The sequence below is a fragment of the Flavobacterium sp. UBA7680 genome (assembly GCF_002482975.1).
In the GTDB taxonomy this organism is placed as follows: Bacteria; Bacteroidota; Bacteroidia; order Flavobacteriales; family Flavobacteriaceae; genus Flavobacterium.
Genome location: NZ_DLHA01000011.1, coordinates 36140 through 62440 on the forward strand (window position 1 = coordinate 36140; position 26301 = coordinate 62440).

The window sequence follows — 26301 nt, forward strand, 5'->3', positions numbered from 1 at the left end:
TTTAATCCGATAAAAATTTGGACTCATGAAAGAAGAACAAACCGCTTGTTATTCTTGTGTCAATGAAAATTGTTTTATCAAGAAACATCTGCATTTAGAACAAATGAGTCAGTTTGTTTCTAAAAAGCAGAATATTGTCTGCAAAAAATCGGATCAATTTATTACGGAAGGTGCGCCACTGCAAGGACTTTACTTTATTTGTAAAGGAAAAGCAAAAACAGTAAAAACCGGAATAAACGGACGAGAACAAATCGTACGCCTCACAAAAAACGGAGATACAATAGGTTTTCGCGGATTTGGAACAGGTAAAAAATACTTAATTGGTGCTTATGCGCTGGAAGATACGGTTTTATGTAATTTTAGCAATGAAACGATGCTTGATATTTTAAAACAAGTTCCAGAATTTACGTATGCTTTAATGTTGTTTTATGCCGAAGAACTAAACAAAAGCGAGAACAATATTCGTAAAATTGCTCACATGAATGTTCGTGAACGTGTGATTGATTTACTGCTTTATATTCATCGTAAGTTTGGACAAATCAATGGTTTAATTGATATTGATCTTTCCCGAAAAGAAATCGCTGATTTTGCCGGAACGACAGAAGAACAGGCGATTCGTGTTATTTCAAGTTTGAAAAAAGAAGATTTGATAAAAACGGTTGGAAAACGTATCGGGATTTTGGGAGTTTCAGAATTGCGTTCTGAAATTATGGAGCATAAATATTTTTAGGCTATTTACGTATTAGTACTTATTTGCTATGAAGTATTTCTTCAAATAATAAAACTTTAGCATCAAGTCTTTTCTTATTTCGAATAGGATTGTATAATGCTGAATTTCTAAGCATAACCACTAAAGTTATTATTTCTTTTTCATTCAATTGTTTCAAATCTTTTTTGAAGTAAAATTTGGAAGCATCTTTTATTCCAATATTATCAAACCCAAAATCGTAGTGTATTAAAACGAATTTAACACATTCATCATGACTAAACTCTTTTTTTATTTTTAGCCAATAAAGAGCTCTTTTTAATAAAGATGTATTTCTAGTATCGGTTCGAATATTGTTTGCAGTGTTTTGACAAGGACAACCTGGCTCTTTTATTTTTCCATAAATTGTATTGTAAGTAAAAATGAAAGATTTTAATTCTTCTTTTTGAGCATTTTTTAATTCTTTGGTTATAAATAAAAACTCTTCATTTTTATAAATAGCATTGAAATCGCTTAGTAAATAGATAATTGAGATCATTAAAAAGATTGTAAATCCTAAAAGTATTTTTAATGATTTTTTGAGCATAAAGAAGAGAGGGGGTTTTTGTAGAGACGCACCGCAGTGCGTCTCCACGTCGAGTATGATTTATTTTTTTCTGCCAATAAAACGAATTACAGAACCTTTTCCGTTATGGAATAAACCTTCGTTAAGTTCGATTTCTTTTTCTTCTAATTCGATGATTTCATAATTCGGAAAATCACTTTTGATTTCTTCGATAGAAAATAGAGATTCGATATCTTTTGGACCGCCTACTTTTTCGTTTATAGCAAGATATTCTAAATGTTTTTTGCTGAACGCTTCAAAAATAATAATTCCATTTTTGCATAATAATTTATCAAGCTGTTTGTGAATAGCCGATTTAATTTCTGCCGGAAAATGAGCGTAAATTAAAGCAATCGCTTCAAATTGATCTGTGTGAAAATCCAGCGTTTCTAATTCGCCAACTTGATAATCAATTGAAACATTGTTTGCTACGGCAAGACGAATAGCTTTGTTTTTTCCTTCTTCACTAATATCAAAAGCGGAAACGTTCCAGTCTAATTTTGCTGCAAAAATGGCATTTCGTCCTTCGCCTTCAGCAGGGAAAAGAATAGCGCCGGGATTTAGTTTTTCTAATTGTTCTTTTAAATAATTGTTGGGTTCTTCGCCGTACGCAAATTCTTCGCTGCTGTAACGGTCGTCCCATCGCTGAGTCCAGTTGTTCATGGTTTATATATTGAATTTAATTATTAAAGGTTTGTGGTCGCTGAGTGCAGTCCAATCTTGATAAGTTCCTATTTCGACACTTTCCAGGACTTCAATAAAATCATTTGAAGCAAAGCAATAATCCAGATGATACGGTTTGTTTTCGTGTCTATAAAGATATAAAGTTGGATGCTCTTCTTTACCCTGAATTTGATTAAAATATTTATGATACGTGCTAAAAATATTTTTGTCTCCTAATTTGTCTACAACCGTTGTATGATTGCCTTCTCTTCGAGGTTTATCCCAAATGGTATTGCTGTTGAAATCGCCAATTAAAATGGTTTTGGTTTCTTTAATTAAATCTTCATAGTAATTAATGGCTTTCCAAACCTGAGTTACATATTGTCCGTCTTTGTCTTCGGGATTGTTTGCCCAGATTGCAAATAAGATAAAATCTAATTTTCCGCCAGTTACGGCTATTGGTAAGATATTTTTAAAGTTTGGATTATGGCAATCCAGCAATTGAAACCGACAATCGCTATAAGAGAAAACGCCAAGTCCTTTATGCGGATTTGTTCCGTACCAAAGAATGTCGTTTGGTAATTGTGTTCCGTTTGGAAATTTTAATTTTTCAGGATTTTCACACTCAGAAATTACGGCAATATCAGGATTGTGGGCTAGAATGAATTCTGCTTTTTTTCTGAATGCCATGTTGCAATTCCAAGCTATGAGTTTCATTTTGTGGAGAAGTTATATGGGATTTTGAATATTTAAACTTGAGAGGTTTTGATTAGGTTTGAATTCTATCCTTCCTAATATACAGAAGAAAGTATTCTGAAATTAAAGATGCAACAATTGATAAAAAGGCAATTAATCTATAATTTACGTTGCTGTGATGATAATAGTAAATGTTTTTATTGTCAGCTACAGTTGTGTATTTTATAATTTGAGATTCTAAATAACAAAAGAAAAAGTAATATAATATTAGAAGAGAAATAAAAAATAAAACTGAAATAAAGGTAGTTTTTACCGAGTTTTTAAATTTAGTAATTATATAAAAACCGATTGGAATTAGTGTTAATATAAAACCGAAGTCAGGAATAAAAAATCTAAACTCTTTTCCTCCATAAAATATTAAGTCATAATTAGCAATTTGAGATACAAGGGTTCGAGTTAAAATTCTGTACTCTGTGTCATAAAATAAGCCAATTATAAAAAACAAGATTATGAAAACCAATAGAATAAGTATGTTTTTAAATTTCATAGAATAAACTTCTTTAATTTCTTGATGATCTTTATCCAAATGTACCTAATTTAATATTAAAAGTATTTGTGCTTTCTACAAAAAAAATACCCTTTTCCAAAACTGAAAAAGGGTAAATTAAAAATTTATATTTTAGAAAATTTGATTAAATAGTGCTTGTTAATTTTAATCTTATCCAACAAATGTTGTTACACCGCTATTAATATCAATTTCTGCAAAATTATGTTTTCCAATAACGATAAGCAGTTTGTCAGCATTATATCCTACATATCTTATTTCAGGTTGTCCCACTTTTGGTTTTCCGCAAGCAGAAATTACATTGGTCTGCCATTTTAGTTTACTTCTTTTGTAGGCCGAAATGGTTTGCAGATCATTTTCAACATAATAAATAATGTTGTCTTTTTTAATGCCTCTTTTTTGTGTTTTTGCGAAATTAATTTCAGAGTTTTTTGAAATTAAAGCATCATTGTATTTTTGGCCAATACCAGGCTGCGTAACAATGAAGGTTAACATTGATAGTTTTAAAAATTGTTTCATTTGGGGGATAGAATTTGGGGTTCGTAATCGATTCAAATATAATTAATTAAACGAGATATCGTAAGTTTTTTGTAAATAAAAAAAATACCCTTTTCCGAAATAGGAAAAGGGTAAAATATTTGAGTGAATTTTGAAGAAAAATTATTTTTTCCAGCTAAAAATTCTAGGATTTACAGAAATCATTAACCATGCCCAATTGTTAGTATGGCCGGCATCTCCATTTTTAATAAATTCTAAAGTTTTAGAACCAAACATTTGAGAGTAACCTCCTGAAACTGTAATGTCTTTTTTGAAGTTATATCCAAAAGTTGCATCAATCTCCGTTCCTAAATATGAATCTAATTTTTCAGCTGGTGTTACTACATCAGCAGCAGATAAAAATACATGCGGAATCAAAGCAAACTGCCATTTGTTTACATTGTAATTTAATTTTACAAATGCATCTTGTAAACCAACATTCTTTAAATGATTTCCAACATAAAAATAATCCATATAACCGTTAAAACCATGGTTGGTTCCAAAAATAGGATTGAAAGATTTAATAACAGTACTTCCGTCATTTGTATCTTTTCCAGAAAGGAATTCATATCCTAAACCAGCTTTAAAAGATTCTGTTATTTGGTACCCAAAGTTAGCAGCAGCATTCCAAGCGCTTACTTGTTGATCTGTGCTTTTTCCTGTTTGTCCGTATGCCCAAAAATTAGTATCGATTTTGCCTTTTTTATAAGCTAAATAAGGCCCAAAAGTCTGTGTGTAATCTACTAATAGTTTGTTTTCAGGATTAGGATTAGGAGCATATTCGTAACCTGTATTCAGTAATAAAAAGCTCAAACCAAAAGCTTCGTTAAATTGGTTATGATACCATGCATATTGCATAGCTTTATAGTTTGCAACTGTATAAGGAGTCTGAATTAAATTTTCGGCTGTAGAGTTATAAGCTCCTCCAAAATCTAATTTCTGTTTTTCGGTATGAAACGAAACTGTAAGTGCATCATGACTTTGTGCTTGTTGTCCCCAATCTTGTTCTCCTAAAATACGTTGATTATCGTACGAAAGTACCTGACGCCCCATTCTGGCGCTCCACTTTTCAGTGAAATTATATTGTGCCCAGGCTTCAAAAACGGCAACTCCATTTTTATCTGCTGTTGCAGCTGGAACTACATCTCCCCAGGTTCTGGTATTTTGCAACGTTAATTTTACAATTAAATCTTCTTGTTTATAATTGAAATTTAAGCGAGAACGCTGTGAGATTTGCGATGTACCTTTTTGACCTTCTGGTAAAAGAGCTTTATATCCATTTCGATATTCAAAACGCGGCCTTATTTGTAAATTTACATCTAATTCTTGCGCTTGTGCAGCAGTTACGCCTAAAAGTAATAGAACGATTAATTTTAATTTTTTCATAAAACTGGTAATTTTTTGATGGCGTAAAATTATAAGAAAATTAAGTCTTTGTTAATGATAAAAATCATTTATTTTGTTATTTAATTGGTAACAGGTACAAGTTGCTGTTTTTCAATTGTTTTTACTGTTTTAGCTTGTTTTTTGCTCACACTTTTGGTAATGGCATAATGCATCCAAACCAAACATCCAGTTGAAAAAAGAAGAATAAAAATCCATGAACTTGACCAGATTCCGGTTGCAGTTAATAGATAGCCAAAGATAATTGGCCCGAAGAAACCGCCCAATCCGCCAATCATTCCAACCATTCCGCCTACAACACCCACTTCATTTGGAAAATATTCCGGTATATGTTTGTAAACTGCTGCTTTTCCAATTCCCCATGAAATTCCTATTAGGATTACTAAAACCAGGAAAACCCACATGTTAGCATCAAATTTAATAACGGTAATTCCTTTAGCCAAAAGTTCTTTTTTCTTTACGCTTTGGTTTTCTGCGACAACAACTTGCTGCCATGAAGTTGAAGTTGGAAAAATTGCATTTTCGGCATTGTTTTCTTTTTTCTGTGCGACTGCAAAGTCTGTTTCACCAATCTTAATTTTATCATTTGTAACGGCAGTAATAGTTCCTTTTTTAGTTGCTAAAACACCTGGACCAGTAGTTGTTATTTCCATTTTCGGAATGGCTAATAAAGCACTTAAAACTACTGAAGATCCTAAAACCCAATACATCACTTTTCTTGCACCAAATTTATCTGATAAATAACCTCCAAACGCTCTGATTACGCCAGAAGGAAGGCTGAACATCGTAGCAAATAAACCACCCATAACTAAACTAGTTTGATAAACGTTCATGAAATTTGGCAACAACCATTGTGAATAAGCTACAAAGCATCCAAAAACTAAAAAGTAATACGCTCCAAAACGCCAAACACGGGCTGATTTTAAAGGAACCAGCATTTGAGAAACTGTTTTGGTATTGTTTTCCGGCTTTTTATTTTGTGTGAAAATCAAAAAAGCGATTCCTATTACAACTAAAGAAACAGCATAAATAACAGGAAGTATTTTCCATCCGTTTTGCGGATCATCGATCGAAAAGTGATTTAATAGGGAAGGAGCTAAAAAGGTTGTGATAGCGGCACCGGCATTTCCCATTCCGAAAATACCTAAAGCGCGACCTTGCCATTCTTTTGGATACCAAATTGAGGTATATCCAATTCCGACTGCAAAACTTGTTCCAACCATTCCGAAGAAGAAACTTAGTAATGCAAACATAAAAAAGCTGTCGGCGTAAGGAAGGAGAAACAACGGAATCGAACTGAGAAGGAGTAAAAGTGAAAAAACATATTTTCCTCCAAATTTATCTGTCAGTATTCCAATTGGCAGACGCATAATGGAACCCGTTAGAATTGGAATACCTAAAAGCCATCCCACCTGAACAACGCTCCAGTGGAAAATTCCGTTATCGACTAAAAAGGTTACTAAAACCCCGTTTAAGGTCCAGCAGGCAAAACACACGGTAAAAGCCAATGTGTTCAAAAATAAAATTTTGTGTGATTGAGATAATGAGTTTGTAGTTTTCATAGCACTTATATTTTTTGTAAAAATAAGTACTATAACTTAGTTAAAACATGCTAAAACGCAGTTTTTGAAAAATAATTACGTATTTATACGTATTTTTAAATCAAAGAATACTCAGTTGCTTTATTAGAAAGTTCCATTAAGTTTTTTACTTTCAGTTTTTTCATCAAGTTAAAACGGTGTACTTCGGCTGTACGTTTACTAATATCCAGCGCTTCGGCAATTTCCTTGTTTCCTTTTCCGGATAATAAAAGAGTCAGGATTTCTTTTTCTCTTTTGGTAATCATCATTTCATCGCTTAAGTTTTGCTTCGGCTCTAATGAATTAGAAGAATTTGTCAATTGACCAATTAAGATAGATGAAATATCGCCACTAAAATATTTTCCGCCGGCAGAAACCGTATGAAGTGCTTTTAAAAATTCTTCTTTGCTCGAACCTTTCAGTAAATAACCATCGGCTCCGGCTTTTATGGATTTCAATACGTATTCTTCCGATTCGTGCATCGAAAGCATAATGATTTTTATGTTGTTATTTTCGCTTCTAAGTTTTTCTACTAGTTCGATGCCGGTTAAGTTTGGCATACGAATATCGGCTATAAGTAAATCGGGTTTTGTATCGGCAACAACTTCAAGTGCATCAGCACCATCAATTGCTTCACCTACAACCTCAATGTTTGCTTCGTTTTCCAATAGAGATTTGATTCCGTCTCTAACAAAAACATGGTCATCTGCCAGCACTACACGAATGATATTACTCATAATTTACTTAATTTAGATTCTGGATTTTTACGTATATTCATCTATAAAGAAGACGCTAATATACGTAATTTTTTAGATTTTAATTTCTAACATTAAAATTTCTAATGTTGGAAATTTTAAATTGCAAAATTGGACTTAGTATTGTCAGGCTGAGCGAAGTCGAAGCCTGCGTAAGTAGCTCTGTAAAGATTGTCGATTAAGTTTGCGCGGGCTTCGACTTCGCTCAGCCTGACAAGAATGTGGTCAACTTTGTCAAAGTTTTAAAACTTTGACAAAGTTTGGTTTTTAATTGCCTCCAGCTTTAGCTGGAGGTTTTATAGATTGATAAAAACAGGGCTTTAGCCAAATGTGTTAGTTTGGCTAAAGCCTTTTTAATACTTGTTTGTATACCTCCAGCTAAAGCTGGAGGCAATTGATTTATTTTATTTTAACTCTCAATGAAATTAAAATCTTCTTTCTAAAAACGTTTGCCCGCGAGAGGGATAGGAGGAAGCTACCGAAGTAGCCCGGATAGCCCGACAGCATCCCGATAAGAGGGCGAATAAAGACAAAGTAAATTTGCCCTCTTATTGGGATGGTGGCTCGCCCAGATAATTATTTTTATTTTTTTGATTGTGGATTTACTTTGCGTGGGCTTCGACTTCGCTCAGCCTGACAATACTTTACGCAATTGGAATTTGGTACTTAAATATTGGAATTTAAAAATTTAGAATTTCTACTTCAGTATCGGAATATTAAAAGTAATTCTCGTTCCTTCGCCCGGAATTGAGTTGATGAAAACGCGGCCGTTGATGTATTGAATTCTTTCTTTCATAAATAATAATCCCATTCCAGATTCGCTGTTTCGTTTTTTATCGACAGAATTGATGTCGAAACCTTTTCCGTTGTCGTCGATAATTACGCTTAAAAGTGTCTCGCTGTGTGAAAGTTGTACAATAATATGCGACGACTCAGCGTATTTTATGGCGTTGTTTATGGCTTCCTGTGTAAGACGATAAATGTTGATTTCGATTAGAGAATCTAAACGCTGGTCGAAATCGGTTTTGTTGTAGAAAAGAATTTCTTTTCCAGTTAGTTTTGAAAGTTCCTGAGTTAGTTTTGCCAAAGAAGAAACGATTCCGTGATCGCTCAATTCCGGAGGCATTAAGTTGAAAGTTGCGGTGCGGACGCCTTTTATAATGTCTAGCGAAAGTTTCTTTAGGTATTCAATTTTTTGTTCCGATTTTTCTCTGTCGTCTAAATTGATGCTTTCCAGACTGAACTTCAAACCCGTAAGCATTTGACCAATTCCGTCATGAATTTCTTTGGCGATTCGGTTTTGTTCGTTTTCCTGATTTTCAACAATTTTGCTCGAAATAATCTTTTGCTGATTGATTTTTTCGGTGGTGTTTTCAAGATTCAAACGTTCGACTTCGCGCTGTGCCTTTTTGCGTTCGGTAATGTTGAAACAAACAATCAAAAGTTCAAGTTCGTCTTTTTTAATAGTTACGGGAACCATTGATAAATCTAACCAAATGGTTTGATTTTCTTTGTTTAAAATTTTGATTTCGCCCTGCCAGCCGCTTCTTTGTTTTTCGAAAATAAGTCGGTCAATATTGATTTGCTCTTTTTCATCAACAGTTAAAACTTCAGAGAATTTTTTGTTGGATGAAAATTTGGTGTAGTTTAAAAGTTTGGCAAATTTTTCTCCAATATGAATAATCGAACCATCGGGCGCAATTCGGCAATAGAGTAAAGTGTTCTCCATTGCGTAGTTGAGCGATTTTAATTCTTTAACCGAATTTTCTTTGATTTCGCTAATAATTTCAGTGTCGTAAGCTAGTTTTAAAGCTTTCTTTTCAGAAGATAAAAGTCTTGTAATTAATCGTTCTATTTTCTTGTTTGTGGGTTTGAAAATGAAAAAGAATTCTAAAAGGAGAACTAATAAAGTAAAGCCAAAAATCCAATATTCTATTTTGCGCTGTTCGGTTACTTTTTCGTGTGCTTCGAGATCGTATTGCGTTACAATCTGATTCATTTTTGAAAGGAAAGAACCTTCATTTTCTAAAATGATCTGTACCAGTTTTTGATTTACTGCGGATTGTTTTTTCTGCTTTAAATTCGATAAAAACGAATCGGTTGTTTGTGCAATTTTATTGAAAATTGGATTGATTTCCAGATATAATTTGCTGAGTGTTTCTGATTTTTCTTTTGGAAAAGCCAAACTGTCGCTGCCGTTTTCGAGTGCATTTTGGTTTTTTTTCCAAAGTGATAAAACATCTTGTAAATGTGAAATTTGTTTAGCTGAAGCAGTATCAGAAACATAATGCAGAATCAGAACTTCTTTGACGATTTTCTGGCTCAGCATTCTTTGTTTTCCCGAAAAGTTGATGATTTTAGAATCGCTTAACTGCTGATTCAGATTATACTGAACTAAAACCTGACTGATAATTATAGTTAAGGCAATAGTAAGAAGTGCAAAAAAATACAGGCGGCGTAAATTTTTGAATGTGATTTTATCTTCTTCCTGATTGCTTTTCTTCATAAAGTCAGTTTACAATCCTAAAGATGCTTTTATAAGATTTAAATTTTCTTCAGAATAATTGATTTTTAAGGCTTCCTGATGACCTTTATCCGACATTTTATCCCAGGTTTTTTTGATGATATTTTTTAGTTTTTCTTCGTCATGTTTATGAACGAAAGGTTCTAAATAATATTCTAAAAATACAAGACAGATAACATCTTCTAATAATTGTGTTTCGTGATCTTTTTTAAGTAATTTTTTCTCTATTAAAAAAGAAACGCGATCGATAAAAGTTTGATCATAACCTGCTTTTTCAAGAATTTCGGCTGTAGTTTTAGCGTGGAATTTTTTCAATTCTTCTCTCCATTTCAAATAACCTACACGATCCATTGGGTACGATTCGCGAGCGACTTTCCATCGGCAGATATGTTGCGCTTTTGACGCAATTTGGATTTCTTCGGATGCATTGGGTTCAAACTGCATCAGTCTTTCGTACATCCTGTTTGAATACAATAATTCTTTTGGATATTCTTTGTTTTGGTCGGTTTCGAAGTTTGGATCCTGAGCGTTTTCAGCATCAATCCATTCGCTTGCTTTTTGAAAAGGTGTAGTCATTTTTTGGTTTGATAATAGATTTCAAAGATACGGAATTAAGTTTTTTTTAGCCACGAATTTCACGAATTAGCACGAATTATTGTTTTGTTTTTTGCCACAGATTAAAGGATTTTCACAGATTTAATCTGGTGTTAAGTTTTTTTGCCACGAATTTCACGAATTCCACTAATTTAATTCGTGCTAATTCGTGAAATTCGTGGCAAAAAATTTTAATCCTTTTAATCTGTGAAATCTGTGGCTTTAAAATTAATCTACAAATCCAACAAAAACTTCATTTTCAATAACTTTAATTGGATAAGTTGCAATTTTAAAATCGTCGCCATTTAAGTTAGAACCATCAACCAAAGAAAATGTTTTTTTATGCATTGGGCAGGCGATTTTAGGGATATCATCTGTAGATCCTGTCATTCCTCTTGAAAGTACCATTTCCATTTTATGCGGACACGCGTTTTGGCACGCGTACCACTCGTTGCGGCGTGTGAAATTGAAAATTGCAATCTGCTTGTTTTTGTATTTAATGCAGCCGCCGCGATTGGTCGGGAAATCTTCAACTTTGCCCGCTTTAAACCAAATTGTAGCGTCGTTTGCATGGACTGTTTCGTATTGATTTAAGATTTCTTCCATTGTAATTTTGTTTTGATTTCCTGTTTCTTAGCCCTCTTTTTACAATCAAGAGAGTTTTGATGGCGCAGTAAAAAAGAGGGTAAGAAGGACAGCAAACGTTATTGATATTTTTTTGTTTTTTTTTTGGAGCTTTATGATGTTTTGCCACAAAGACGCAAAGTCGCTAAGTTTTTTTCTTAAGTTTTGCAATTTGATTTTGTGACTTTGTGTCTTTGCGAGATTAAAACAATTTTTTTAAGTCCACGCTTTTGGCGCCTTTTGATCTCTTAGTGGAACAAAAACGGCATTGTCGTCTTTCTCGTCTGAGTTTACGAAATGATTAAAACGTTTTAATAATCTTGGTTTTTCTAAAACTTGTTTCCATTCGCATTCAAAAGTGTTAACGAGAGTCTGCATTTCGGCTTCTAATGTTTCGCAGATTCCTAAACTGTCTTCGATGATAACTTGTTTTAAATATTCTAAACCTCCGTCTAATTTTTCTAACCAGGTCGAAGTTCTAATCAGCGGGCCAGCGGTACGGATATAATACATTAAGAATCTGTCCATGTATTTGATAACCGTTTCTTTGTCGATTTTTTCGGCTAATAAAACGGCATGTTTTGGATTTGCTCCGCCATTTCCAGCGATGTATAAATTCCATCCGCCTTCAACGGCGATTAATCCGAAATCTTTTCCTCTTGCTTCTGCACATTCGCGAATGCAGGCCGAAACACCGCCTTTTAATTTATGCGGAGAACGAATTCCTTTGTATCTGTTTTCAAGTTCGATGGCAAATCCGGCGCTGTCGTCCATTCCGTAACGGCACCATGCATTTCCGACACAGCTTTTTACGGCACGAAGTGATTTTCCGTAAGCATGTCCGCTTTCAAAACCGTTATCAATTAATATTTTCCAGATTTTTGGTAAATCACTTAAATGCGCTCCAAATAAATCAACTCGTTGCGCTCCGGTAATTTTGGTATATAAATCGAATTGTTTAGCTACTTCGCCAATTACAATTAATTTTTCGGCAGTAATTTCGCCTCCGGCAACTCTGGGAACTACAGAATAAGTTCCATTACGTTGAATATTAGCCAAAAATCTATCGTTTGTATCTTGAGTGGTAACGTGTTTGTTTGCTGTATCGTTGTAAATACTTGAGAAAATCGAAGCGACAACAGGTTTGCAAACTTCGCAGCCGTCGCCTTTTCCATGATGATCTAAAACATCATAAAAATTCTCGTATTTATTGATTTTTACTAAATCGAATAATTCCTGACGATTGTAATTGAAATGCTCGCAAATCACTTCTTTTACTTCTTTTCCTAAAGATTTTTGAGTGGCTTTTACCAAATCTGAAACCATTGGTTTACAGCCACCGCACCCAGAAGTAGCTTTCGTTGCTTTTACAACATCTGAAAAACTAGCACAGCTTTCATCTAAAATTTTACAGCAGATAGCCCCTTTCGTAACATTTTCGCAAGAACAAATTACTGCGGTGTCTGGCAAATCCATTACACTTCCTAAACTTGAACCTTCAGATCCGTCGCGAGAACCTAAAATCAAATCTTCCGGATTTTTAGGTAGTGCCATTGCGTTACTGTAAATCTGGAAAAGTGAATTATAATCACTTGAATCTCCAACTAAAATCCCGCCTAAAAGCGTTTTAGAATCTTTGGTAACGTTGATTCTTTTGTAAACTCCGCTTAATTTATTCTCATAAATAATGGCCGTTACGTTTTCATTTTCAACAAAAGGATCACCAAAACTCGCAACTTCGACACCAATTAATTTCAATTGTGTCGACATATCGATGGTTTCTCTCATGGTTTTAGAACCATTTAAGATTTGTTCGGCAGCAACATCGGCCATTTCGTAACCTGGAGCAACAAGTCCGTAAATGTTTTGATTGTAAAGTGCCGCTTCGCCAATCGCATAAATAGAAGGATCTGATGTCTGCATTTGATTGTTTACCACGATTCCGCCTCTTAAACCCACCTCAAGTCCAGAAACTCGAGCTAATTCGTCGCGAGGTTTAATTCCGGCAGATATAACCAACATGTCTACTTTTAACAATTCGTCGTCAGCAAACATCATTCCTGTTATACTTTCCTTTCCATCAATATATTGCGTTGCTTTGTTAAGATGAATTCCAATATTTAATTCTTCAATTTTAGATTGCAGCATATCACTTGCGCCTTTGTCTAATTGTCTCGGCATCAAGCGCGGGGCAAATTCGACAACATGCGGATTCAATCCTAAATCCCTCACGGCTTTTGCAGCTTCAAGACCTAATAATCCTCCGCCAAGAACAGCGGCTTCGGTTGCACCTTTTTGTTTTATTTTTTTGGCATAAGCCATAATAGCGTCTAAGTCTTCGATAGTTCTGTATACAAACACGCCTTCTTTTTCGACTCCGTCAATTGGCGGAACAAAAGCTGATGAACCTGTTGCTAAAACTAAGTAATCGTACGTATGTGTTTTTTCTAAATGGGTATGTATTGTTTTTTCGGTACGATTAATATCTGTAATTAATTCAGATGTATTTAGAATAATGTTGTTTTCGGCGTACCATTCGGTTGTTGATAATGATAAATCATCGGCCGTTTTTCCTCCAAAGTATTCACTTAAATGAACACGGTCGTAAGCACGCCTTGGTTCTTCACCAAAAACGGTAATTTGATACTTTTCCTGTCCTGATTTTGCAATGAATTTTTCGCAAAATTTATAACCAACCATGCCGTTTCCAACTACTATTACTCTAATCATGATTTCTTTAATTAAGTATTACTACGCAAATATAAGTATTAATACTTATAAAAATACGTATGGTATTTATTTTTTTAAGTAGATATAGTTTTTCCGTAATACGTATTTGATCGTAATCTTTTACGTAGTGCGGGTTTTTAGCGAAATGGAAGAGTGATAATTATTTTAAATTTGAAAAGATTCTAAATAAGAAATTCAAAATAATGTCGTAAATTCATAAGAATTTTACTTGTATTTTGTTAAAAGGTCTTATTTCAAATAAAATGTTATGAAAAATATATTTTCACTTTTGTTCGTATTTTCTTTAATTGTGGGCTGTAAATCTACAACGGGCCAAACTTCGGATACTAAAACTATTTCTGAATATGGTTCTCAGGAAGATGAAATGAAATATTATTTTACTGCAACCGGAAATGAGCCGTTTTGGGGCTTAAAGATGGGAAATGAAGAAATCATTTTCACCTCTTTAATTACGGGAAAAGAAAAACTTTTTTTTGCGCCTGTTGATGCAGTTAAAGCAATGGATGCTAATGTTAAGATGTATAAAGTTGCTAATGAAACTTCGACAGCGACTATTACAATACAGCAGGTAGATTGTCAAAATTCAATGTCGGGAGCTATTTCTCCTTATAAAGTTTCGATAGAAATTAAAAATAATGCTGAATTAGAAACTAAAAAGATTGGCGGCTGCGGAAAGTATAATACCGATTATCGTTTACATGATATTTGGGTTCTGGAAGAACTCAACGGATTTAAAGTTTTCATAACCGATTTTCAAAGAGAATTGCCACGAATTGAAATCAACTCTTCTGAAAATAGATTTATGGGTTACGGTGGTTGTAATGCGATAAGCGGAAGTATTTTTTATGAAAAAGATTTACTTCGTTTCTCTAAAGTGATTTCGACTTTAATGGCTTGTGCACCGGGAAATAAAGAAGGAGAATTTACGAAAGCTCTTCAAAATACGACTACATATAGTATTGAAAATAACCGATTGACTTTGTCGAATCCTTCAGGTAAACTTTTGGTTTTTAAGAAAGTAGATTGATAATTTTGAGTTTTTAAAATGTCTTATAATGGTTTAAAAATGACTTATAGTAACATAAAAATGACTTAAAGCTGGAATATTTTTGTAAAATAAAACTTATAAATATTTATTTTACATGAAAAAGATTTTAATGTTGTTTGTTGCTGTATCATTAGTTTGTAGCTGCAAATCAAGTAAAACTACAAATTCAGTAGCTGTAACTAACGAAAACGCAATTGAAAAGAAATTACAACAAACCTGGATTTTAGAGAATTTAAACGGAAAAGTAATTACGGATAAAGACTTTTCAAGTGCTCCAAAATTAGAATTAACTTCATCAAGTTTTTCTGGATCAACAGGATGCAACGGTATTAAAGGAAGTTTAGAATCTGATGGTGCAGGAAAACTTAAATTTCCTAATCTTACTTCAGAAACTAAAAAATGTGATGCAAAAAAAGAAGGTGAATTTATGCAGTTATTAAGAACGACTTCTGGTTATTCTATTGAAAATAACAAACTTTACCTTTCTAATCAATTTGGTCTTACAATGTCTTTCAAAAAAGGTTAATTCACAAAAGGCTTCGATTAATTTCGAAGCCTTTTTTATTTTGTCATTTCGAGGAACGAGAAATCGCACTAATAATTCCGCAAAGAAAAAGATAAAAAAAATCCGTGCAAATCCGCGTTTTCGCGTAAGCGAATCCGTTAAATCCGCGTGCCATCTCACATTGTTATTCCAATAATTCTTTAGGATCTTCATCATCACCTTCAATAAAATCCAATTCTAAAGCTCGTACAGTCTGAACCGCCTTTCCAGCAATACCACGAATTGATCCGTACATTCCTAAAGTGTTGTGAACTACTTTTTCGATTTGTTTTTCACGTTGTTTCCAGATTCTTTGCATCGCTCTTTTCTCCGCATCAAGATCACCTTGCATTTGCGTAAAACCTTCTACGATTCCTTCAATCTGCAAACGGAATTCATTACTGGTTAAAAAATCGTACAACATCGACATTTTATCGCCTTTGTTTTCCTGCGCCTGAACGGCCTGACTTACCTGAATTAGTGACTGACGTAAAACAGCGCTTAAACCTTTAAATTCTTCATACGTACAAATCCAGATTCCGTCGCGCATTCCCATACGTTCCATTCCGGCCGGCATAACTTCGGTTACCAAAACACCGATATTGGCTCTTTTTGTTCTAATATCGTTTTTAAATTTTTCGATCCAGGAAGGCTGAAAAGCTTTTGTTCTTTTACTTTCGTAATAAATAGAACCGCAATTTTGCAGTTCGCGGGTGTTTACAATTTGAAGACAATCGGCACCATTTGCACCTTTTTTGATTTCATCAATGCTGTCAAGAGGGAAATTATTTGCCAGCCATTCTTCGATCGCTAATTCCATTACTTCGCCTTGTAATTGCATAGAACCTTGTTCCTGCTTGCGTTTCATTTCTTCGATCAGCTTTTTTTGATCGTCAGATTGTTTTTGATATTCTTTGATTTTCAGCTCGTTTTTTTCTTCTTCCTGTTTGCGGATTTTATCACGTTCTAACACCAAAGTAGCGTTTAATTGCTTTTGTGCTTCGGCTTCAATTGCTTCTTTCATTTCCAGTTTTTCACGCTGTAATTTTGCAATTTCGCCTTCCATTTTATTTAATTCTCTGATTTTTTCTGATTTTTCAGAGAGTTCTTTTTCCATTAAAAGCAAACGATCTTTGTTTTCTTCTTCTAGTTTGACTTTTAGTTTTTCGGTAATTTCTTTTTCGGCTGTTTTTTTCTCTTTCTCAAGACGCTCAATAAAAAGCTCATTTTCCTGTTTTTTCTTTACTTCAAATTCGGCTTTTGCTTTTTCGAACTGCTCGTTTTTGAGTTCTAATTCTTTATTTTGGATGGTAGCTTTCTGTTGAAATTCTTTGCGTATACTATCTTCCAATTGATGTTTTAATACATCATTGACATCGATGGGAGTTCCGCAGTTTGGACACTGAATTGAAGATTGTTCAGCCATTTTTATTGATTTTATTTTGTAGAATTATAATTTGCTAAGGTATTTAAAAGTTCTCTTTTTATGAGTGAGATTGGTGTGATAAATTGTAACGATTTTTTTGTTTGCCACGAATTGCACGAATTTTCACGAATTGTTTTTGATTAATCTCGCAAAGTCGCAGAGGCGCAAAGTTTTTTTTAGCCACAGATTAAAAAGATTAAAAGGATTTTTTCAATTGCCTCCAGCTTTAGCTGGAGGTATAAAAGTTGAATTAGAAAAGGCTTTAGCCAAAAAACTACAGATTTAGCTAAAGCCTTTTAAACTTAATTATTTTTCCATCCAGCTAAAGCTGGACGCAACTCAAAAAAAACTTTGCGCCTCTGCGACTTTGCGAGATTAAATTATAAAGCAATCTTAGCGTGAACCACTTTTCTTCAATAAAAAATCAACAGCGGCTTTAGTGATTTCAGATTCATCTTCTTTTGATGTAATTATCGAAACATCTGTACGCAAATTGACTTTTTTCAATTCGATAAAACCAATTTCAGGATCTTGATTATTCTTTGCAATATTTGAAGGAACAATCGAAATTCCTAATCCGTTTTTGACTAATTGTACTATTGAATTAATGTTGTTGGCTTCGTGAATTATCTTCGGCGTAAAGCCATAAAATGCACAAAGCTCTAATAAAACTTCATGATAATGAGGTGCGTAATCTTTATTGAAAAATACAAAAGTTTCATCTTTTAAATTTAATATCTCTTTTTCAGATTTCAGCTGAATGTTATTTTTATTAAATACAATTGAAAATCCATCCTGAAACCATAAATGCGATTTTATTTTAGGAGATTTTATAGGAGAACGTATAATTCCCATTTCGATTTTTCCTTGTTCTAACGCATCGATTTGCTTTGTGGTAGAAACTTCAAAAAGCTTGAAATTCACATACGGAAATTGTATTTTTAAATGTTTTATTAAATCGGAAATAACTGCCGAATAAATAGAGCTGATATAAGCAATCCTGAATTCGCCTGAAACATTCTCGGCAATCTTTTTTGTTTTTAAAGAGATATGTTCCAAATTTTGAAAAAGTGTTTTGACTTCTTTTTCGAAATATTTTCCAGCTTCGGTCAATTCTACTTTTTTATTGTTCCGAATGAAAAGTTTCGCCTGAAGTTCTTCTTCGAGTTCGATAATCTGGCGGCTTAATGGCGGCTGCGAAATAAATAGTTTTTCTGAAGCTTTCGTAAAGTTCAGTTCTTCGGCTACAGCCAGAAAATATTTTAAGTGACGTAATTCCATGATACTTTAAAAGTATTATTAATTGATAAAAATAGTATTTTTAAAGTATTTATGAAAAGGATAGTTTTGAAAAAAAATAATGGACCACGGATTTTACGGATGAAACAGATTTGCACTAATTTGTTTTTATATAAAGATTAAATAATATCTACGCCAACGGGTTTAATCCGCAAAATCCGTGGGCAATCTAAAACAAAAGCTATGAAAAAATCAACTATTGCAGAGATCAGAGAAAGGTTTGATAATGATGTCGAACGATTTTCGAATTTAGAAACGGGGCAGTTGTCTACAATTGATGCTAAAGTTTCATTAGAATTAATTACGGAAGCTTCAAAACGAATTGTTCCAAATGCTACTCATGTTTTAGATATTGGCTGCGGTGCCGGAAATTACACTTTAATGATGTTGTCTAAATTGCCAGATTTAAATTGCACTTTGGTCGATTTGAGTTTACCAATGTTGGATAAAGCTTTTGAAAGAGTTTCGGCTGCAACAAACGGAAAAGTTGAAATTAAACAAGGAGATATTCGGGAAGTTTATTTAGAGGAAAATAGTTTTGATATTATATTGGCTGGAGCCGTTTTGCATCATCTACGCGACGACAAAGATTGGGAAACTACTTTTACAAAGTTGTTTAAATTATTAAAACCAGGCGGTTGTTTTATGATTTCTGATTTAATCACGCAGGATACTGATTTGTTGAATGAATATACGTGGGAGCGTTACGGGGAATATTTAGAAGGAATAGGAGGGGCAGAATATCGTCAAAATGTATTTGATTATATCGCCAAAGAAGATACGCCAAGATCAATGAATTACCAATTGGATTTGATGAAAAAAGTAGGTTTTAAAAGCGTTGAAATTTTACATAAGAATATGTGTTTTGGGGCTTTTGGTGGGATTAAATAAAAGGTTTGCCACGAATTTCACGAATTTTCACGAATTATTTTTTTTTCTATGAGAATAAAAATTAGTGTAAATTAGTGAAATTCGTGGCAAAAAAACTATGCGATTTGCTTAGGAGCAGGGAATTTGCTTCTTAAATTAAAAACAAGTTCTGATGCTCCGTTTTGTTGTAAATAATCTAATTTTTCTACCGCTTCTTCCAGAGTAGGAATATTTCCTTTAGGAATCCACCACATGGCGGTGTGTGCTTTTCCGAATTTAAGAAACCATTCTTTTCTGCGCTTTAAAAACTCGCTGTGAAAAGTTTTGTACATATAATTTTCTAAGGTTTCAATGTTTTCCCAAACCGAAACATTTATAATTATTTGCTCGTCATTGTATGGATTTAAATTCGTGGCATTATCGGAATCATCTTTTAAACGCCAGACAAATCCTTCACTGTTTTCGGCTAAAGTGTTTACTAAATCCAGGTTATCTACAAATTCTTTCATGATTGGATCGTTGATATCGACTCCTTTCATTTTGGCAATATTAATTTCTGCTAAATGGTAATTGCTCATATTTATGTTGTTAATTATGAAGCAATTTAGTTTTTTTTGAAATATATCCTAGAAAGAATTAAATGATATCTACAACAATTTTTCCAATGGCAGAATTATCACTAACAGCTTTATGAGCTTCCATTGCGTTGTCTAAAGTGAATGTTCTAGGATCAATTAATGGTTTTAGTTTTCCTTCTTCAATAAACTTAGTTGTTTCTTTTAAAATATCTCCATGATGTTTTCTTCCTTCGTTGCCAATCATTGGACGTAAAACAAAAATACCATGAATACTTGCATTACGAAGTGAACTTATTGCTAATGTATGAGTTCCGAAAGCATAACAGCTGCTGATTTGGCCGTAATGACGAATAGCTTTAAGTGAATCATCAAAAGATTGACCTCCAATGGTATCGTAAATAACATCAAAACCTTTTCCGTCTGTGTATTGATTTACGCAATCTTCAACTGGTGTGTTTTTATCAATCGCGGTTGCTCCATACGATTTTACAATTTCTGCTTTTTGAGAAGAAACCGTTGCGTATACATCGGCACCAAAAATTTTAGCTAATTGTACTACCATATGCCCAACGCCGCCTGCGCCTGCGTGAACCAAAACTTTATCTCCTTTTTGAACTCTTGCTCTGTCAATCAAACCTTCCCAAGCTGTAAGCAATACTAGCGGAATTCCTGCTGCTTCTTTCATGCTTAGGTTTTTAGGTTTTATAGCTAGTAAATCTGCATCTACAGCGGTATATTCTGCTAAAGTTCCCTGAAGACCAAGAACGCCGCCAGCAAGTCCGTAAACTTCGTCACCAACTTTAAATTCCATTACGCCTTCACCAATTTCTTCAATTACTCCGGCAAGATCGGTTCCTAAAACAGCGGGTAAAACAGGTGATGCATAAGGCGAAAGTCCAAGTCGGATTTTGTTATCGATTGGGTTTACGCCGCTTGCGTGTATTTTAACTAAAACTTCTCCTTTTTTAGGAGTTGGTTTTTCAATCTCAGTTTTTACGAACTCAGATTCGTATGTATTGGTAAAAAGTGCTTTCATAGCTTTATTTATTAAAGTATTTGGATTGTTTTGTAAACTTGAATTGGCGCGGCAGTTAATGCTTCGCTTTTTGCAATAAAATCTTGTAAATGTGGTTGATTGTTATGTATATCAAGTCCTGCCTGATCTTTCCATTCTTCCCAAATAATGAATACATTATCAGTTGTGTGAAGATCGTAACGAACGCAGGCTTCTTCTTTTCTGGTTTGTGTAACAAGGTTTTGAATCAAGGTTTTAACTTCTTCAATGTTTTCTTGTTTACTTTTTATAATTGCGGTGATAGAGATCATGATTATAAATTTTTAAAAGTTTCTTCTAAGTGTTTGGTGTAGTTTTCTTTGAAGATGACAATGTTTTCTGCAGTTGCACCTTTTTCAACGTCGTGGAAATGGAAACTGTTTAGTTTTTCCATACCTACAAATTTATTCATTTTATGGAAACCAAACATAACTCCTTCGTCTACAGATGTTTCTTCGAAAAATTCTCCCGGAAGTGTAAAGGCAGTTGCAGGCGCATTCCAACTTGTAGTCAGTATATATTTACGTCCGTGTAATTGTCCGCCTGTTCCGTAATTGATGTCAGGATTTACTCGGCTTCTTCCATCGCTTTTGTAAATTCCTTTTTGGTGTCCGGCTGTGAAAACGTCATCGATGTATTTTTTGAAAAGATTTGGTAACTGAAACCACCAAACCGGTGTGTGATATACAACAACATCTGCCCAAACAAATTTTTCTACTTCTTCGTCTAAGTCAAAATCTTGTTTGATATCGGTTGTTTTAATTTCAAATTTGTTACTGTTTTTTAAGTATTCGATTGTCCAGTCGGTAACGGTTTCGTTGAATTTTCCGCCTGAATGTGCAAAATTTTGACTTCCGTTGATGATAAATATTTTCTTCATTTTACTTTTTGTTCTGATGAATTCGGGTTGCGTGAGGGATAGGAGTGGAAATCCTTTTGTGCCGGGGTTTGGTACAAAAGATTGTAACGGATAGCCCGGCCCTTGGGACACGCCCAAATTCTAATTATTTAAATTTTTGAGAGTTTTTTTTTAACACATAGAGACATAGATTTTCTTTTTCTAAAAAAGGTAATTGAAAGAAACTAGTTTCTCACACATAGTTCTCAAAATTGTCATTCCGAGTAATGACAAGATTGTGCAGACTATGTTTGTTAATGCAAGTGAAACGCCTTTATCGATAAAGAAAAATCTATGTTCCTATGTGTTTAAAATATTATTGAAGTTTCGAAATTGCCTGATTAATGAAATCAAGTTCTGAAGCTGATAAATCGAAATCCATTGTTTTTGCGTTTGAAATCGCTTGTTCTGCATTTCTTGCTCCGGCTAAAACAATTGTGATTCCTTTTTGTAAAGTTGTCCAGCGTAAAACCAATTGTGAAATTGAAATGTGTTTTGCGTTTGCCAGTGAACTTAATTCTTCTACCAATGTTTTTACTTTTTGAAGATCGAATTGGCCGAAATAACCATTTCTATGATCGTTATCTTTTAATTTACTGTCGGTAAAATATTTTCCAGTTAGCAAGCCTCTTTCCATTGGGCTGTAAGCAATAATTCCGATGTTTTCCTGAATCGTAAGCGGCACTAAATCAGTTTGAATTGCCTGATTCAGCATACTAAAAGGAACTTGATTTGAAGCTAACTGAATTGTTTTTTGTGCTTCTTTAATTTGTTCTGCATTGTAATTACTAACTCCGGCAGCTCTGATTTTTCCTTGTTGAATAAGGATTTCCAACGCTTCCATAGTTTCCTGAATTGGAGTAGTGGAGTCTGGCCAGTGAATTTGCAATAAGTCGATATAATCAGTTTGAAGACGTTTTAAGCTTTCTTCAACTTCTTTTATGATGTTGTTTTTTGAAGCGTATTTGTAAATTGGTAATTTTTTTCCGTTGTCATCGGCATCAAAAAAGAAATCTCCTTTTCCGTTATTGCTTCCGTCCCAAACCAAACCAAATTTGGTTAGTAATTGCACTTTTGAACGATCTTGAGATTTTAAAGCTTCGCCAATCATTTCTTCGCTTAAACCAAATCCGTAAAAAGGAGCAGTGTCAATTGTGGTTACGCCGTGAGCGATAGAAGCGTGAATGGAGTCGATTGAATCTTTCTTTTCGTTTCCGCCCCACATGTTTCCGCCAATGGCAAATGCACCGTAAGTTATAGTTGATAATTTAAGTTCTGAGTTGCCTAATTTTCTATATTCCATGATGTTAAAATTGATGTCTTAAAATTATTTGACAAAATTATACCATTTTTTTAAGTGTTAAATTGTATATATTTGTCTTTTTTAGGTATATTTGCATCCTGAATTAATTGTTGCAGATTATGAAAAAAGAAAATTTATACGAACCGTTTACAGTATCTTTTGAAACATTGGAGGAATATCCGGATGTTGGAGATCGTCATAATTTCTTTGAATTGGTTTATATTTTGGGGGGAACAGGAACGCAGTGTATCAACAAAAATATTTTTGAGTATGATGCGGGACATATGTTTTTATTGACGCCTGAGGATTGTCATAATTTTACAATTGAAACCGAAACGAAGTTTTTCTTTTTGAGGTTTAATGATATTTATTTGAAGAATTCCAGTCTGCAAAATGAGAATATTCAGCGTTTAGAATATATTCTGCAAAATGCCAATCATCAGCCGGGTTGCATTTTAAAAAATCATGCTGATAAATGTTTGGTGAAAGTAATGGTGGAAGCTATTATTCGTGAACATCAGGATAAGGATGTTTATAATAAGGAATTGATTCAGCAATTGGTTAATACATTGATTATTATTGTGGCAAGAAATATTGCGAAGTATTTACCGGAGCAGGTAAATATTAATTCTGAAGCCAGAGCGATGGATATTTTGCAATATATTCAGACGAATATTTATTATCCGGAGAAAATTAAAGCGGAATCAATAAGTGATTATTTCGGAATTTCGAATACGTATTTGGGACGTTATTTTAAGAAACATGCCAGCGAAACGATGCAGCAATATATTAGTAATTATAAAACGAAGCTGATTGAACATCGTTTACAATTTAGCGATAAGCGTATTAACGAAATTGCTTATGAATTTGGTTTTACAGATGAAAGCCACTTTAATAAATTCTTTAAGAAGCAAAGAGGGAATAGCCCTTCGGAGTTTAGAAAAACGATTCGTATTAGTGCATAAACACGGATTGCACTAATTTGCACGAATTTTTTTAGCCACTGATTTCACAGATTAAAAGGATTTTTTAATTTGTGGTAATTCGTGGAATTTGTGTTTTTAAATGATTTTCTTAATTACACGTAGTTTGTGAGTGTGTTTGTTTAATTCTGGATTGTAAATTCCGGTGTGATCTAAACGGTCAATACGTACTTTTCCACTTGCGTGAATGATGTAATTGTTTTCCATAATGATTCCAACGTGAATAATATTGCCTTCGTCGTTGTCAAAAAAGGCTAAATCACCAACTTCGCTTTCTTCAATAAAACTTAAAGATTCGCCTTCGAGCGCTTGCTGTGATGCATCGCGATGAATTTTATATCCGTTTAGTTTGTAAACCATTTGTGTAAAACCAGAGCAATCGATTCCGAATGGTGTTTTTCCGCCCCATAAATACGGTGCGTTTAAATACATGAAAGCGGTATTTATTAAGGCACTTTTTGGTTTTATGCCACTTGTTTTGGTTCCTTCAAAATCAAAATTAGAAGTATTGATTTCGCTGTTATTCAGAAAAGATAAAGAGGCTCCAAGCGGAATTGGAAGTAATAGGTTGTTTGGTGCAGTGATATAATCAATCAAATCTGCATTCAAAATAATGGCTTCTTTACTTAACTGATTATACTGTTCCTGAGAAATTATCTGATATTGCTTAGAATCTACCCAGCCTATATAATCATCAAACTGAATTTTTATTCGTGCCCATTGATTTTGGCGTTCTAAAATTTCGATGTGTTCGCCAAACAAAAGTTGTGTAACGATTTCACTTCTGTCACTAGGCTCAGATCGAACGGGTACTATGGCAAGATTGCAGATTCCGAACATTTAGATAATGTATTAGTTAAAAATTAGGAGTTATTAATTTCTAATAACTCCTAATGAAATATTATTTTAAGCTCTTTCGATAACAATTGCAGATGCACCACCGCCGCCATTGCAAATTGCAGCAGCTCCGGTTTTAGCATTGTTTTGTTCTAAAACGTTTAGTAAAGTTACGATAATACGAGCTCCTGAACAACCAAGAGGATGTCCTAATGAAACTGCACCACCGTTTACGTTTACTTTATTGTTATCAAGATTTAAGATTTTTGAATTGGCAAGTCCAACAACTGAAAAAGCTTCGTTAAATTCGAAATAATCAACATCGCCAATTGCAATTCCTGCTTTGTCTAAAGCTTTTGGTAACGCTTTTGCCGGACTTGTAGTAAACCATTTTGGTTCTTGTGCAGCATCGGCATATCCTTTTATGTAAGCTAAAGGTTTAATTCCTAATTCGTTTGCTTTTTCTTCAGACATTAAAACTAAAGCTGCGGCTCCATCATTTATTGTAGATGCATTTGCTGCAGTAACTGTTCCGTCTTTTGTAAAAACAGCACTTAGTGAAGGGATTTTATCCAATTTTACATTGGTATATTCTTCATCTTTAGAAACAATAATTGGTTCGCCGCGTCTTTGTGGAACTTCAACAGGAACAACTTCATTGTCAAATTTTCCGGCATCCCAGGCTTTTGCGCTTCTTTCATAAGACTGAATGGCGAAATTATCCTGTTCTTCACGGCTGATGTTATATTCAGTTGCACATAAATCAGCGCAAACTCCCATTGCGTTGTTATCGTAAGCATCTGTCAAACCATCTTTTTGCATTCCGTCGAGCATTGTTGCAGGACCAAATTTGTTTCCGGCACGCATTTGTACATAGTGTGGAATTAAGCTCATGCTTTCCATTCCGCCCGCTACTACAATTTCTGCATCACCGCAAGCGATTGCCTGTGCGCCAAACATTACAGCTTTCATTCCAGAGGCACAGACTTTGTTTACTGTTGTGGCAGCAACTTCGTTTGATAATCCTGCAAATAGGGCAGCCTGACGAGCCGGAGCTTGTCCAACCCCTGCCTGGATTACGTTCCCCATGAAAACTTCATCAACTAATTTTGGGTCTAGGTTAATTTTTGAAAGGGCTCCTTTTATAGCAGCAGCTCCTAATTGTGGTGCGGGTACGGTAGATAACCCTCCCATGAAACTTCCGATAGGTGTTCTAACGGCAGAAACGATAACAACTCTTTTGTTCATTTTCTGTTTAATATTAGTTAATGTAGCAAATTTACTCTTTATTTGAATAAATTCAAATTTTGCGTCAATTGGAATGGATTTTAAATTGAATATGAATTTTTTGTTAATTCTATTCGTTTGATTGTGAAGTGTTTTAGAGAAAAGATTAAAAAAACTTAAAAAAAAGCGAAAAAATAGTTGTGAGAAATGGAATGTTGTCTTACATTTGCA

25 protein-coding genes are annotated in these 26301 nt (G+C 34.0%); 5 read left to right on the plus strand and 20 right to left on the minus strand.

Annotation, left to right across the window (positions count from 1 at the left end; translation table 11 throughout):
• Window positions 1–25: 25 nt before the first annotated feature.
• Window positions 26–730: a Crp/Fnr family transcriptional regulator gene (locus B3C18_RS01880; RefSeq protein WP_291141475.1), complete on the plus strand. Its 705-nt coding sequence runs from the start codon at window positions 26–28 to the stop codon at window positions 728–730.
• A 19-nt stretch (window positions 731–749) separates the two neighbouring features.
• Here the strand turns inward: B3C18_RS01880 and B3C18_RS01885 are convergent, their stop codons facing one another.
• The 11 genes from B3C18_RS01885 to nirB form a co-directional block, all read right to left on the minus strand.
• Window positions 750–1292, minus strand: coding sequence for a transglycosylase domain-containing protein (locus B3C18_RS01885; protein WP_291141478.1), 543 nt, complete (start codon window positions 1290–1292; stop codon window positions 750–752).
• Between the two features lie 60 nt (window positions 1293–1352).
• Window positions 1353–1973: a class I SAM-dependent methyltransferase gene (locus B3C18_RS01890; protein ID WP_291141481.1), complete on the minus strand. Its 621-nt coding sequence runs from the start codon at window positions 1971–1973 to the stop codon at window positions 1353–1355.
• 3 nt (window positions 1974–1976) lie between these two features.
• Window positions 1977–2690, minus strand: a complete 714-nt coding sequence (locus tag B3C18_RS01895) for an endonuclease/exonuclease/phosphatase family protein (protein WP_291141486.1) — start codon at window positions 2688–2690, stop codon at window positions 1977–1979.
• Window positions 2691–3387: 697 nt separating this feature from the next.
• On the minus strand, window positions 3388–3753 hold the full coding sequence (locus B3C18_RS01900; protein ID WP_291141489.1) for a hypothetical protein: 366 nt from the start codon (window positions 3751–3753) through the stop codon (window positions 3388–3390).
• 141 nt (window positions 3754–3894) lie between these two features.
• Window positions 3895–5157: an alginate export family protein gene (locus tag B3C18_RS01905; RefSeq protein ID WP_291141491.1), complete on the minus strand. Its 1263-nt coding sequence runs from the start codon at window positions 5155–5157 to the stop codon at window positions 3895–3897.
• Window positions 5158–5237: 80 nt separating this feature from the next.
• Window positions 5238–6737, minus strand: a complete 1500-nt coding sequence (locus B3C18_RS01910) for an MFS transporter (RefSeq protein ID WP_291141494.1) — start codon at window positions 6735–6737, stop codon at window positions 5238–5240.
• A gap of 95 nt (window positions 6738–6832) precedes the next feature.
• Window positions 6833–7492, minus strand: coding sequence for a response regulator transcription factor (locus tag B3C18_RS01915; protein ID WP_291141497.1), 660 nt, complete (start codon window positions 7490–7492; stop codon window positions 6833–6835).
• Between the two features lie 715 nt (window positions 7493–8207).
• Entirely contained in the window at window positions 8208–10016 is a 1809-nt protein-coding gene (locus B3C18_RS01920) for an ATP-binding protein (protein ID WP_291141503.1), read from the minus strand.
• A 9-nt stretch (window positions 10017–10025) separates the two neighbouring features.
• Window positions 10026–10610, minus strand: a complete 585-nt coding sequence (locus B3C18_RS01925; RefSeq protein ID WP_180858793.1) for a DUF4202 domain-containing protein — start codon at window positions 10608–10610, stop codon at window positions 10026–10028.
• 246 nt (window positions 10611–10856) lie between these two features.
• Entirely contained in the window at window positions 10857–11234 is a 378-nt protein-coding gene (gene nirD, locus B3C18_RS01930) for a nitrite reductase small subunit NirD (protein ID WP_291141511.1), read from the minus strand.
• Window positions 11235–11468: 234 nt separating this feature from the next.
• Window positions 11469–13982, minus strand: a complete 2514-nt coding sequence (gene nirB, locus B3C18_RS01935; RefSeq protein WP_291141514.1) for a nitrite reductase large subunit NirB — start codon at window positions 13980–13982, stop codon at window positions 11469–11471.
• Between the two features lie 268 nt (window positions 13983–14250).
• Between nirB and B3C18_RS01940 the strand changes: the two genes are divergently transcribed.
• Together B3C18_RS01940 and B3C18_RS01945 are read left to right on the plus strand one after the other, a co-directional pair.
• The gene (locus B3C18_RS01940; protein ID WP_291141517.1) at window positions 14251–15030 is read left to right on the plus strand and encodes an META domain-containing protein; all 780 of its coding nucleotides are present in this window, start codon (window positions 14251–14253) and stop codon (window positions 15028–15030) included.
• A 115-nt stretch (window positions 15031–15145) separates the two neighbouring features.
• Entirely contained in the window at window positions 15146–15577 is a 432-nt protein-coding gene (locus B3C18_RS01945) for an META domain-containing protein (RefSeq protein WP_291141520.1), read from the plus strand.
• Window positions 15578–15740: 163 nt separating this feature from the next.
• Here the strand turns inward: B3C18_RS01945 and B3C18_RS01950 are convergent, their stop codons facing one another.
• Both B3C18_RS01950 and B3C18_RS01955 read right to left on the minus strand, forming a co-directional pair.
• Window positions 15741–17021, minus strand: a complete 1281-nt coding sequence (locus B3C18_RS01950; protein ID WP_291141523.1) for a DUF2130 domain-containing protein — start codon at window positions 17019–17021, stop codon at window positions 15741–15743.
• A gap of 393 nt (window positions 17022–17414) precedes the next feature.
• The gene (locus B3C18_RS01955) at window positions 17415–18302 is read right to left on the minus strand and encodes a LysR family transcriptional regulator (RefSeq protein WP_291141526.1); all 888 of its coding nucleotides are present in this window, start codon (window positions 18300–18302) and stop codon (window positions 17415–17417) included.
• Window positions 18303–18503: 201 nt separating this feature from the next.
• Between B3C18_RS01955 and B3C18_RS01960 the strand changes: the two genes are divergently transcribed.
• The gene (locus B3C18_RS01960; protein ID WP_291141528.1) at window positions 18504–19211 is read left to right on the plus strand and encodes a class I SAM-dependent methyltransferase; all 708 of its coding nucleotides are present in this window, start codon (window positions 18504–18506) and stop codon (window positions 19209–19211) included.
• 95 nt (window positions 19212–19306) lie between these two features.
• Here the strand turns inward: B3C18_RS01960 and B3C18_RS01965 are convergent, their stop codons facing one another.
• The 5 genes from B3C18_RS01965 to B3C18_RS01985 form a co-directional block, all read right to left on the minus strand.
• Window positions 19307–19768, minus strand: coding sequence for a DUF3291 domain-containing protein (locus B3C18_RS01965; RefSeq protein ID WP_291141531.1), 462 nt, complete (start codon window positions 19766–19768; stop codon window positions 19307–19309).
• Window positions 19769–19826: 58 nt separating this feature from the next.
• On the minus strand, window positions 19827–20816 hold the full coding sequence (locus B3C18_RS01970) for a zinc-dependent alcohol dehydrogenase family protein (protein WP_414655336.1): 990 nt from the start codon (window positions 20814–20816) through the stop codon (window positions 19827–19829).
• The gene (locus B3C18_RS01975) at window positions 20816–21094 is read right to left on the minus strand and encodes a putative quinol monooxygenase (protein WP_291141537.1); all 279 of its coding nucleotides are present in this window, start codon (window positions 21092–21094) and stop codon (window positions 20816–20818) included. Before B3C18_RS01975 ends, B3C18_RS01970 begins: the two co-directional genes overlap by 1 nt.
• A gap of 2 nt (window positions 21095–21096) precedes the next feature.
• Window positions 21097–21702, minus strand: a complete 606-nt coding sequence (locus tag B3C18_RS01980) for an NAD(P)H-dependent oxidoreductase (protein WP_291141542.1) — start codon at window positions 21700–21702, stop codon at window positions 21097–21099.
• Between the two features lie 334 nt (window positions 21703–22036).
• A complete protein-coding gene (locus B3C18_RS01985) occupies window positions 22037–23023 on the minus strand; it encodes an aldo/keto reductase (protein ID WP_291141544.1) in 987 nt (328 codons plus the stop codon).
• Window positions 23024–23142: 119 nt separating this feature from the next.
• Between B3C18_RS01985 and B3C18_RS01990 the strand changes: the two genes are divergently transcribed.
• Window positions 23143–23988: an AraC family transcriptional regulator gene (locus B3C18_RS01990; RefSeq protein ID WP_291141548.1), complete on the plus strand. Its 846-nt coding sequence runs from the start codon at window positions 23143–23145 to the stop codon at window positions 23986–23988.
• Between the two features lie 96 nt (window positions 23989–24084).
• On the opposite strand, the gene B3C18_RS01995 is transcribed toward B3C18_RS01990, so the two are convergent.
• Window positions 24085–24846, minus strand: a complete 762-nt coding sequence (locus B3C18_RS01995; RefSeq protein WP_180858779.1) for a C40 family peptidase — start codon at window positions 24844–24846, stop codon at window positions 24085–24087.
• 66 nt (window positions 24847–24912) lie between these two features.
• On the minus strand, window positions 24913–26091 hold the full coding sequence (locus B3C18_RS02000; protein ID WP_291141552.1) for an acetyl-CoA C-acyltransferase: 1179 nt from the start codon (window positions 26089–26091) through the stop codon (window positions 24913–24915).
• Between the last annotated feature and the right edge of the window lie 210 nt (window positions 26092–26301).